The 11,649-nt window shown below is 64.1% G+C and carries 9 protein-coding genes; 3 read left to right on the forward strand and 6 right to left on the reverse strand.

The genetic code is table 11. The annotated features are described in order from the left end of the window. Nucleotides 1–128: 128 nt before the first annotated feature. The 4 genes from AC4FAH_RS00665 to gmk all read right to left on the reverse strand — a co-directional run bounded on the left by AC4FAH_RS00665 (nucleotide 129) and on the right by gmk (nucleotide 4,363). Nucleotides 129–518 carry a RidA family protein gene (locus AC4FAH_RS00665; RefSeq protein ID WP_043331752.1) on the reverse strand — a complete coding sequence of 130 codons (390 nt, stop codon included), beginning with the start codon at nucleotides 516–518 and terminating at the stop codon, nucleotides 129–131. A gap of 261 nt (nucleotides 519–779) precedes the next feature. Further along, nucleotides 780–2,945, reverse strand: coding sequence for a RelA/SpoT family protein (locus AC4FAH_RS00670; protein ID WP_107335798.1), 2,166 nt, complete (start codon nucleotides 2,943–2,945; stop codon nucleotides 780–782). Nucleotides 2,946–3,057: 112 nt separating this feature from the next. Further along, on the reverse strand, nucleotides 3,058–3,309 hold the full coding sequence (rpoZ, locus tag AC4FAH_RS00675; RefSeq protein ID WP_043331755.1) for a DNA-directed RNA polymerase subunit omega: 252 nt from the start codon (nucleotides 3,307–3,309) through the stop codon (nucleotides 3,058–3,060). Between the two features lie 397 nt (nucleotides 3,310–3,706). After that, nucleotides 3,707–4,363, reverse strand: a complete 657-nt coding sequence (gmk, locus tag AC4FAH_RS00680) for a guanylate kinase (protein WP_052384319.1) — start codon at nucleotides 4,361–4,363, stop codon at nucleotides 3,707–3,709. Between the two features lie 567 nt (nucleotides 4,364–4,930). Here gmk and AC4FAH_RS00685 point away from each other — a divergent pair. Continuing rightward, entirely contained in the window at nucleotides 4,931–6,118 is a 1,188-nt protein-coding gene (locus tag AC4FAH_RS00685; RefSeq protein WP_043331757.1) for an MFS transporter, read from the forward strand. Between the two features lie 164 nt (nucleotides 6,119–6,282). On the opposite strand, the gene AC4FAH_RS00690 is transcribed toward AC4FAH_RS00685, so the two are convergent. After that, nucleotides 6,283–7,320, reverse strand: coding sequence for a GlxA family transcriptional regulator (locus AC4FAH_RS00690; RefSeq protein ID WP_225347445.1), 1,038 nt, complete (start codon nucleotides 7,318–7,320; stop codon nucleotides 6,283–6,285). A 265-nt stretch (nucleotides 7,321–7,585) separates the two neighbouring features. On the opposite strand from AC4FAH_RS00690, the gene AC4FAH_RS00695 reads away from it, so the two are divergent. Continuing rightward, a complete protein-coding gene (locus tag AC4FAH_RS00695; RefSeq protein WP_225347444.1) occupies nucleotides 7,586–9,241 on the forward strand; it encodes a BCCT family transporter in 1,656 nt (551 codons plus the stop codon). A gap of 253 nt (nucleotides 9,242–9,494) precedes the next feature. Beyond that, nucleotides 9,495–11,075 (forward strand): BCCT family transporter, encoded by a 1,581-nt coding sequence (locus tag AC4FAH_RS00700; protein ID WP_153636711.1) that lies wholly within the window; start codon nucleotides 9,495–9,497, stop codon nucleotides 11,073–11,075. Between the two features lie 93 nt (nucleotides 11,076–11,168). Here AC4FAH_RS00700 and AC4FAH_RS00705 read toward each other — a convergent pair whose 3' ends face one another. Beyond that, the gene (locus tag AC4FAH_RS00705; RefSeq protein ID WP_054556341.1) at nucleotides 11,169–11,597 is read right to left on the reverse strand and encodes an organic hydroperoxide resistance protein; all 429 of its coding nucleotides are present in this window, start codon (nucleotides 11,595–11,597) and stop codon (nucleotides 11,169–11,171) included. Between the last annotated feature and the right edge of the window lie 52 nt (nucleotides 11,598–11,649).

The raw sequence follows: 11,649 nt of genomic DNA on the forward strand, positions 1-11,649 counted from the left end.
AAGCGGCTGGTCAAGTGCCAGATGAAGCGCCAACTGACAGTGCCCGCCCCGGAATCCCGGGGCGGGCACTGTCGTCTCTGCGTCAGCCACTTCTCGCGGATGACCTACCATCGTCAGTGAGCGGGTGCTCAGTCACCGATGACCATCACGCCTTCGGCTTCGAAGGCCACGCCCTTGGGCAGCGCCTTGACGCCGACCGCGGCACGCGCTGGGAAGGGCGCGGTGAAGAACTCTTCCATCACCGCGTTGACGCGCGCGAAGTCGTCCAGATCGGTCAGGTAGAGGTTGAGCTTGACGATGTCGCCCAGGCTGCCGGCGGCTTCTTCGCACACGGCATTCAGGTTGGTGAAGACCTGACGCGCCTGCGCCTCGATACCGCCTTCGACGACTTCCATCGTCTGCGGGTCCAGCGGAATCTGGCCGGACAGATAGACGGTGTTGCCCGCCTTGATCGCCTGGGAATACGGACCGATGGCAGCAGGGGCCTTGTCGGTGTTGATGATCGCGCGATTGCTCATGACATGCTCCTTGTGACTGCGCTCAAGCCTTGCCGGTTGCGAGTGTTGTGCGGTGGCGGCCTTCAGCAGCGGGTTACGATTGTGGTTATAGGGTCTCGCCGTCCACGGCGAGTTCGGTCGCGGTCAAGGTCCTGCACTGCAGTCGGCCTTGACCGCGACACGGGTGTTCAGAAGAACGTGTCCGATGGCCGCTCTGCGGCAGCCTTGAAAACAAAAACCGCGCCGCCCGCCAGTGGCGGACGACGCGGCCAGTACGGTAGATCAGCTGAGGACGCGGGTGATTCGCTCCACGTGCAACAGGTTGCGCATGCGCTTGATGATGCGCGCCAGATGGATGCGATCACGCACGGCCAGGGTCAGATTGACGATGGCCAGATGGGCGTCGCGTTCCTCGATACCGATGCGCTCGATATTGGCTTCGGCATCGGTGACCAGCTCGGCCAGCTCGGCGATCAGGCCGCGCTGGGTCTGTGCCTCGATACGCAGCGCCACCGTGAAGTCGCCTTCGACCTGATCGGCCCAGGTCAGCGGGAAGACGCGTTCCGGGTCGCTGGCCAGCTCGGTGATGTTGCTGCATTCCTGACGATGGACCACCAGGCCCTTGCCGGCCGACAGATGGCCCATGATCGGCTCGCCGGGCAGCGGGTGACAGCAGCGCGCGTAGCTGGTGACCATGCTGTTGCCACCGCTGACCTGCATCGGGCTGTTGCCGCTTTGCTCCGCCTGGACATTGCCGTCCTTGGCCGAGAACTTGGGCTGCTGCGCCGTGGTGCTGGTCGTGTCGCTCAGAAGGCTCTGGGCCACGCTGTAGGCGGCGCGGGTGCCGAGCCCGATGGACTCGAGCAGATCATCACGTCCGCCTTCCAGCTCCAGCTCCGCGGCCAGCGTATCGAGACGCCTGGGCGGCAGTTGCTCGAGGGAAGAGTCCAGCCCGGAGAGCGCCTTGTTGAGCAGACGCTGACCCAGGGTCACGGATTCGCTGCGCTGCTGATGCTTGAGGTAATGGCGCACGGCAGAGCGCGCCTTGGCCGTGGTGACGAAGTTGAGCCACGCCAGATTGGGCTTGGCGCCCGGCGCGGTGATGACTTCGACGGTCTGGCCACTCTCCAGCGGCGAGGATAGCGGCGCCAGATGACGATCGATGCGGCAGGCGATACAGCTGTTGCCGACATCGGTGTGCACCGCATAGGCAAAATCGACCGCCGTCGCACCGCGCGGCAATTCCATGATGTCGCCCTTGGGGGTGAACACGTAGGTATCGTCTGGGAAGAGGTCGTTCTTGACGTGCTCGATGAACTCGAGCGAGTTGCCGGCATGGCGCTGCATCTCGAGCAGACCCCGCACCCATTCCCGGGCACGCGCATGGCTGCCGGCGCCGATTGGGCGGTCGGTCTGGCCGGCCTTGTACAGCCAGTGCGCCGCGATGCCGTTGTTGGCCATCGCTTCCATCTCGCGGGTACGGATCTGTACCTCGATGGGCATGCCGTTCATGCCGAACAGCGTGGTGTGCAGACTCTGGTAGCCGTTGGCCTTGGGGATCGCGATGTAATCCTTGAAGCGACCCGGCACCGGCTTGTAGAGATTGTGCACCACGCCGAGGATGCGATAGCAGCTGTCCACGTCATCGGTGATGATGCGGAAGCCGAACACGTCCATCAATTCATTGAAGGGCTTCTGCTGGTCACGCATCTTGCGATAGATGGACAGCAGATGCTTCTGACGACCGATCACCGAGCCGGGCAGCTGATCGCGCTCCAGCGCGTTCTGCAGACTGGCCTGGATCTCGCGCATCAGGGTACGACGATTGCCACGCGCGGCGGTGACGGCACGCTTGATGCGTTCGGAACGCATCGGGTGCAGCGCCTGGAAGGAGAGGTCTTCCAGCTCGACGCGAATGGTGTTGATACCGAGACGGTTGGCGACGCGGGCGTAGATCTCGAGCGTCTCACGGGCGATGCGACGCTTCTTCTCGGGGCGCAGGGCACCGAGGGTACGCATGTTGTGGAGGCGGTCGGCCAGCTTGACGATGATGACGCGGATGTCCTGGGACATCGCCAGCACCATCTTCTGGAAGTTCTCGGCCTGGGCGACGGCCTTGTCCTCGAAGGTGATCTGGGTCAGCTTCGAGACGCCATCCACCAGCAGGGCGACGGGTTCGCCGAACTGGCCTGCCAGTGCCTCGAAGGTCACGCTGGTGTCTTCGATGACATCGTGCAGCATGGCGGCCATCAGGCTCTGATGGTCCATGTGCATGTTGGCGAGAATGTTCGCCACCGCCAGCGGGTGGGTCACATAGGGCTCACCGGAACGCCGGCGCTGGCCATCGTGGGCCTGCTCGGCGTAATAGAAGGCGCGCCTAACCTGACGGATCTCTTCCTCGGGAAGATAACCGCCCAGGCGGTCTGCCAGGTCATCGATCGTGAACATTCAGCGGCCTTGGCTCAGAGTGATTCCGGGCCCGCACCCCGTGCTCCGGCCGCGAGGGCGGGAGTGGCAGAGGTGCGGAAGCACACATGCAGTCGGCAGGTTGAGCGTGGGCTCAGTCTTCGATCTGCGGCATTACCGGCTTGCGCTGGATCGGAGCTTCGACCGGCTCGTTCAGGATGTCACGACCGACCAGACCCGCTGCCACTTCGCGCAGGGCGAGGACGGTGGGCTTGTCGTTTTCCCACGGCAGTTGGGCGTTGCGGCTGCCGCGTGACAGCTGACGGGCACGACGAGTGGAGATCATCACCAGCTGGAAGCGGTTGTCGACGTTCTCGAGGCAATCTTCTACGGTTACGCGAGCCATGGCGGTGCACCTATCAATAGCGGGATATTCGGGGTTCGCTGTCGGCGTGTAATCAGCGCAGAGTGCCGCGACCGCTAGGGGTCACTTACCCTGATCATCTGACAGTATCTCGCACACGACGCAAGCACAATGCCGCTGAGCCGGCCCGCCAGGGGCGAGACGGCTCAGCGGCCAATGATTCTGAAAGGGAATCGAGTCTACTCGACGCCGTTGTTGCATGACAAGTCAGGCGCGATCAACTCCTTCGCCTGGCGCGTCTGTCGGCGGCGTACGCGACCACAGCGCGCATGATCAGGACGAAAGCCGGCAAGTCCTGCCCGACTGTCAGGCTGTCAGAACGGCCGGCCGCGCGGCTGACCGAACGGCTGACTGAGCAGCAGGATTCCCGCCGCCGTCATCAGTCGGCCAGCAGGGAATCGAGCAGTGCCGCGTGGCGATGCTGCACGCGCGGCAGACGCGCACGCTGGGCATTGACGAGTCCGCACAGCTCGTCGAGGGCCTGCTCGAAGTCATCATTGATGACGATCAGGTCGTATTCGTCGTAGTGGGACATCTCGCTGACCGCATCGCGCATGCGACGCGCGATCACGTCCTCACCATCGGTACCGCGGCCGGACAGACGCTCGAGCAGCGCTTCACGCGACGGCGGCAGGATGAAGATGGAGACGGCTTCCGGCACCTGGGCGCGCACTTGCTGGGCGCCTTGCCAATCGATCTCGAGGATGACGTCCTCGCCCTTGCTCAGGCGAGCTTCGACCGCCGGACGCGAGGTGCCATAGAAGTTGTCGAAGACCTGGGCGTGCTCGAAGAAGTCGCCCTGCTCGATCATGGTCTTGAAGTGATCGACATCCACGAAGTGGTAGTTGACGGCATCCTGCTCGCCCGGGCGCTGGCCGCGGGTGGTGTGCGAGACGGACACGCCGATACCGTCCATGCGCTCCAGCAGTGCCTTGACCAGGGTGGTCTTGCCGGCGCCGGACGGCGCGGAAATGATGTAGAGCGTGCCACGTGCGTTGCTGGCCGCCGAGGAAGATGCTGAAGAAGTCGAAGACATGGAAGTGATCCGCTTGCTGTCGCTGAATCGCGGCATTATCGCATAATCCACCCCGCTTCCGCTGCACGCGCGCATGACAGTCCCGTGATGCAATGTTGCAGCTCGGGCATCACAGTTGTCGTCGCGAAGTGGCTGGGTTGGCGTGGCGTTATCTGCAACAATGGTCGTATATTTCAGTTATCACTCAAGCGTCGGCCAGTTCTCGCGCCGGCCTGGGGGCTTGAAGGGACACAGGGTTTGCCGCCGCCTCGCCATACTGGCCTGAGCTTGCGCACTCCCGTGATTCCCATCGCGCCTTGCCAGACGCGTACATAAGTCGATAGAGCAGCGCCAGACGTGCCGCAGGCCTCCGCCAGAGAGGCCGCGCACGAGCGCATCACCCGTTACCTGTCCCGCGCGCCATTCATTCCCGCCTTCCGGCTGATGATGAATGGCGCGCGGTCTTTTGCCCTGCGTAGCGCCAGCCATGCGCGGGCTATGTCAGCTGTGGCCTGCCCCTGACAGCGGCGCCACGGCTGAGTACGGCCACGGGTGATACCCCCTTTTCAAGTTTCAGGAGACCCGGACATGTCTGCCTCCCCCGTTGCGCGCCATCCGCGCATCGCCGAACTGGCGCTGGCGCTCGGTGCCTTTGCCATCGGCACTACCGAATTCGTGATCATGGGCCTGATGCCCAACATCGCGGCGGACTTCAATGTGTCCTCGCAGCAGGTCGGCTACGCCATCAGTGCCTATGCGATGGGCGTGGTGGTCGGCGCCCCCCTGATCTCGGCGCTGGGCGCACGCCTGCCGCGGCGCGGGCTGCTGATCGGCCTGATGCTGCTGTTTGCGGTCAGCAACGTGGCCAGCCTGCTGGCACCGTCGCTGACCAGCTTTGCCGCGCTGCGCTTCATCGCCGGCCTGCCGCATGGCGTCTATCTGGGTGTCGCGGCCCTGGTGGCGGCGGATGCTGCCCCCGCCGGTGAGCGCGGACGGGCCGTCGGTCGCGTGATGATGGGCCTGACGGTGGCGATTCTGATCGGGGCGCCAGCGGCGACCTGGTTCGGCAGCCTGTTCGGTTGGCATTCCGCCTTCCTCGTCGTCGGCCTGCTGGCGCTGGCCACGGCGGTGTTGGTGCGCGGCTTCGTGCCCTATCAGGCCGGCAATCAGGACGCGACCCCGCTCACCGAGCTGGCAGCGCTGATCAAGCCGCGGGTGCTCTATACCCTCGGCATCGCCTGCATCGGTTTCGGCGGCATGTTCAGTGTCTACAGCTATGCGGTGGAGACGCTCAACGTCCAGGCCGGGCTGTCCCAGAATCTGGTGCCGATGGTGCTGGCCGTCTTCGGGGTAGGCACCATCATCGGCAACCTGATCGGTAGCCGTGCCGCGGACATCGACCTGATGCGCACCATTCCTGCCGTGCTGATCTGGAGCGCGCTGGTGCAGGGTGGCTTCTACTTCGCCGCCGATGGCGTCTGGAGCGGCATCCTGTTCGTCGGGCTGGTCGGTACCGGCATCGGTCTGGCACCGGCGCTGCAGATGCGCCTGATGGATGTGGCGGAAGACGCCCAGACCATGGCGGCGACGCTCAATCATGCGGCCTTCAACATCGCCAATGCGCTGGGCGCCTGGTGTGGCGGCATGGCCTTCGCCTATGGCCCGTCGCATTCCTCCATCGGCCTGGTCGGGGTGGCGATGGCCATCGCGGGCTTGATCGTCTTCCTGCTCGGTCAGCGTCATGAGCGCCGCGAGCTGCAGACGGCTTCTGCCTGATGTGGGCCTGAAGCGAGATTGTGAACGCGAGGCCAGGCAAGTGAGGCAAGAAAGCCCCGTGAACACAAGCCGCAACGCAAAACGCCGCCCTTCGGGGCGGCGTCTTGCGTTTCAGTGGCGGAAAGTCTGTGGAGCGGCGCCGGCACGTCAGCGACGGGGCACCGTCAGCGCTGCTGACGCGCGCGCGTCGGCGACATGCCGAAGTAATCGCGGAAGCAGTGGCTGAAGTGGGTGGTGCTGACGAAGCCACAGGCCACGGTGACCTCGGTGATGCTGGCGTTGCCCTGTGTCAGCAGCTGGCGTGCCCGGGTCAGGCGCAGCTCCAGATAGTAGCGCGAGGGCGTGGTATCCAGATGGCGGGTGAACAGGCGCTCGATCTGGCGGCGTGACAGCGTCACGCAGTGCGAGATCTCGCTCATGCTCAAAGGCTCCTCGAGGTTGCTGCTCATCAGCTCGAGGATGGTGCGCAGTGCCTCCGGGTGCTGGCTGTCCGGCGCGGGCAGCGTCTGGTCCGGATGCCAGGGGCTGGGCGTCGCGGGGCGCTCGCAGGCGAGGATTTCCTCGACACTGCGCGCCAGGTCATCGCCGTGACGCTGGCGCATGGCTTCCAGCATCATGTTCAGCGCGCTGCCGGCATTGGTGCAGCTGAAGCGCGCCGCTTCCACCACCAGCGGGGCACGCGACAGCTCCAGCTGGGGGAATGACTCGCTGAACAGCGCCGCATTCTCGGGATGGATAGTGCAGCGATGGCCCGCCATCACGCCGGCGGCCGCCAGAAAGTAGCTGCCATTCCACAGGCTGCCGAGGCGACAGCCCTGGTGGTCGGCTCGCCGCAAGACCTCGCTCAGCAAGGGAATCTCGTCCAGCTGCACCCGGTAGCCGCCGCACACGATGATCATGTCGATCTGCGCCTGCCCCAGCGACTCGAGCCCGGCGCTGGCCATGATGTCGATGCCCAGATCACTGCGTACGCTGCCCGCCGTCACCCCGAAGGTGTGAATGCGATAGAAGGGGACATCGCGGAGCAGATTGGCCGTGACCAGCACATCGAGGGCGCTGGTGAAGGCGGGCATCGAGAAGTGCTCCAGTAAAATGAAGGCGACATTGAGCGGTGCGCTCTGGGCACAGGTCACGTCCTTGAGCAGATGCTGGTTGCGACGCTTCATCGCGGGGGTGAAGTCGCGGCGACGGGGCGAGGTCATGGCTTGCGTTCGTTGCAGGGGCCGCGAGCGGCAGTGGATCGAAGGCGACCGGCAGGATGGCCACAGTGAGACTCCATCCTCGCAGCTGCACGCTCCCGCGGCGAGCCTCTCGCTGGTGGTTACGGGGTGGCAGGCATGTAATGAGGCTGTTGGCTTGATGATACGTCGCGTTACATGGGTGTAAAAACAATCACTTGTGTCATATTCGGCGCTTTCTCGCCTGTTAGACTGCCCCGTCACTCAGATCATGCCCCGAGGCTGACTAATGACGGATACCACCCGGACTGCCTTGTCCGGCTCCGCAACCCAAGCAGCTCCCCTTTCCGATCACGCCGCATCTCTTGCTGATCACACCGCATCCTCTCCCGATCAAGCCGCATCACTTCCTGATTCCGAGCTCACCGCGCTCAACAGTTCCCGCAGTCTGGACTGGCCGGTCTTCCTCCTCAGTGGAGGCGTGATGGCGCTGTTCGTCGCCGCCGCGCTCATCGACCTGGACGGCGTGTCGGCCCTGATCAATCACGCCTTCGACTTCTCGACCACCTACTTCGGTGCCTATTGGCAGGGCTTGATGATCGTGACCTTCCTCGTCGCCGTCGGCATGACCTTCGGGCGCACGGGGCGCGTGGTCTTGGGCGGATTGTCGACGCCTGACATCTCCACGCCGCGCTGGATGGCGACCATTCTGTGCACCCTGCTGGCCGGTGGTGGCGTGTTCTGGGCCGCCGCTGAGCCCATCGCGCACTTCGCCTCGCCGCCGCCCGTCTTCGGGCCGGAGGCGCCGGTCGGCAATCTCGATGCGGCCTACAATGCGCTGGCGCAGAGTTTCATGCACTGGGGCTTTCTCGGCTGGGCGGTGCTGGGCAGTCTGACGGGCGTCGTCTTCATGCACCTGCACTATGAGAAGGGCTTGCCGCTCAAGCCGCGCACCTTGCTCTATCCGCTGCTCGGAGAACGCGTGATGCGTGGGCCGATCGGCGCGCTGGTCGATGCCTGCTGCGTACTGGCCGTCATCGCGGGCACCGTGGGGCCGGTCGGTTTCCTCGGTATCCAGGTCAGTTACGGGCTCAATGCGCTGTTCGGCATTCCCGATACCTACGCGACGCAATTGGTGCTGCTGGCCATCCTGACCCTCGTCTACACCCTGTCCGCCGTCAGTGGCGTGATGCGCGGCATCCAGTTCCTGAGCAGTGCCAATGTGCTGATCGGCGGCGCGATGCTGTTCTTCATCGTGCTCTTCGGGCCGACCGAATTCCTGCTCAAGGCCTTCCCGCTGGGCATGGTCGACTACCTGGACAATATCGTGCCGATGGCGGTCTTTCGCGGCGACAGCGGCTGGCTGGATAGCTGGACGCTGTTCTTCTGGGGCTGGTTCATCGGCTTCGGTCCGCTGATGGCGATGCTGGTTGCGCGTATCTCGCGGGGGCGCACCCTGCGTCAGATGGTGCTGTTGATAACCATCCTGTCGCCGCTCGCGACCTGTGTCTGGTTCACCATTCTCGGCGGCAGCGGCCTGGCCTTCGAGCTGGAAAACCCGGGCAGCGTCTCGGGCCCGTTCAGCGGCTTCAATCTGTCGGCGGCCTTGATCGCCATCACTCAGCAGCTGCCGTTCGGCTTCATCATGTCGGTGCTGTTCCTGATTCTGTCGGCGCTGTTCGTGGCCACGACCGGGGATTCGATGACCTACGCCATCTCGATGGTGATGAGTGGGCACGACAATCCGCCACGCAGCGTGCGTGTGTTCTGGAGCCTGATCATGGGTGTCGTGGCGGCGATCCTGATCTCGATGGGCAATGGCGGCATCAATGCGCTGCAATCCTTCATCGTGGTGACCGCGGTGCCTGTCTCGCTGGTGCTGTTGCCCAGTCTGTGGAATGCGCCGCGTATCGCGCGGCAGATGGCGCGTGAGCAAGGGCTGTAACTGGCTGAGTGACAAAGGCCGCCCGAGTGGGCGGCCTTTGCATGTCGTCATGCACGGATCAGTCTGGCATGGCCCGAAGATGGCAGCCGAGGGAGGTCATGAGTTGTTATCACCGATGCCCGGATGTAAAACGGCTGTAGGCTTGGTGATACGTCGCGTTACATGGGTGTAAAAACAACGGCTTGTGTCATAGTTCAGCGTTTTACGGCTGATACACTGCACCGTCACTCAGATCATGCCCAGAGGCTGACTAATGACGGATTCTTCCCGGACTGTTTCGTCCGGCTCCGCCACACCGGTAAATCCCCCCGCTGAACCCGCACACACCCCGCAAGGTATCGACTGGCCCGTCTTCATCATCAGTGGTGGCGTATTGGCAGTGTTTGCCATCGCCGCACTGGTGGATCTCGACGCTGTCTCCGCGCTCATCCAGAGTGCCTTCGGTGTCTCGACCCAATACTTCGGTGCCTACTGGCAAGCGCTGATGCTGGCGACCTTCGTCATCGCCATCGTGCTGACCATCGGCCGTACCGGACGGGTGCGCATGGGCGGGCTGGCGGCGCCGGATATCTCGACGCTGCGCTGGATGGCCATCATCCTGTGCACGTTGCTGGCGGGCGGTGGTGTCTTCTGGGCAGCGGCAGAGCCGATCGCTCACTTCACCTCGCCGCCGCCGGTGTTCGGCGCGGACGCCCCGACAGGCAATGCCGATGCCGCCTACAACGCGCTGGCGCAGAGCTTCATGCACTGGGGCTTTCTGGCCTGGGCGATGCTCGGCAGCCTGACCGGCATCATCTTCATGTACCTGCACTACGAGAAGGGCCTGCCGCTCAAGCCGCGCACGCTGCTCTATCCGCTGTTCGGCGACCGCGTCATGCGTGGCCCCATCGGTGCGCTGGTCGATGCCTGCTGCGTGCTGGCAGTGGTGGCCGGTACCGTCGGCCCCATCGGCTTTCTCGGTCTGCAGGTCAGCTATGGCCTCAATGCGCTGTTCGGCATTCCCGATACCTACGCGACCCAGCTCACGCTGCTGCTCGTGCTGACCGTCATCTACACCCTGTCCGCTGTCAGCGGCGTGACCCGTGGCATCCAGTTCCTGAGCAGCACCAACGTCCTGCTCGGCGGCGCGCTGCTGCTGTTCATCCTGATCATGGGCCCGACCGGCTTCCTGCTCGAAGCCTTCCCGCAGGGCCTGGTGCGCTACGTCGGTGACTTCGTCGCCATGTCCTCCTTCCGGGGTGACGATGGCTGGCTGAATGGCTGGACGCTGTTCTTCTGGGGCTGGTTCATCGGCTATGGTCCGCTGATGGCGATGTTCGTCGCGCGTATCTCGCGTGGCCGCACCCTGCGTCAGATGGTGCTGTTGATCGCGGTCATCTCGCCGCTGGTCACCTGCCTGTGGTTCACCATCATCGGTGGCAGCGGTCTGGCCTTCGAGCTGAGCAACCCGGGCAGCGTCTCCGGTCCGTTCACCGGCTTCAACCTGCCGGCAGCGCTGATCGCCATCACCCAGCAGCTGCCGTTCGGCTTCACCATCTCGGTGCTGTTCCTGGTGCTGACCACGCTGTTCGTCGCTACCACCGGTGACTCGATGACCTACGCGGTCTCGATGGTGATGAGCGGTCACGACAATCCGCCGCGCGGCGTGCGTGTGTTCTGGAGCCTGATGATGGGCGTGGTCGCGGCGCTGCTGATCTCGATGGGCGATGGCGGCATCAACGCGCTGCAATCCTTCATCGTCGTCACCGCCGTGCCGGTGTCGCTGATTCTGCTGCCCAGCCTGTGGAACGCTCCGCTGATTGCCCGCCGCATGGCGCGCGAGCAGGGCGTCTGATCGACTCCGTTCGAAAGCAATGAGCGTGTCGCACCATCAAAAACGCCGCCCCGAGGGGCGGCGTTTTCGTGTCTGGCGATCAGCCGTCAGCCATCAGACGCTGACGTTCAGCGTCACATCGATGTTGCCACGCGTCGCGTTGGAGTACGGGCACACCTGGTGCGCCTTCTCGACCAGCGCATCCGCCTCGGCCTTGTCCATGCCCGGCAGGCTGATATCCAGCGCCACCTCGATACCGAAACCGGCCGGAATCTGGCCGATGCCCACCTTGCCGGTGATCTCCAGGCCTTCCGGCAGCGTCACGCCGTCAGTGCTGGCCACGTGCTTCATGGCACCGATGAAGCAGGCAGAGTAACCCGCCGCGAACAGCTGCTCCGGGTTGGTACCTTCACCGCCACCACCGCCCAGCTCCTTCGGCGTGCTCAGGGTGACATCCAGCGCCCCATCGGAAGAACGCGACTTGCCCTCACGACCCCCAGTGGTAGTGGCTTCTGCACGGTACAGCACTTGTTCGATAGACATGCCTGACTCCTTGAGCGGAAAAGCCCTCAGTCGAGGGATGGAAACAAGATGG

Source organism: Cobetia sp. (assembly GCF_983723665.1).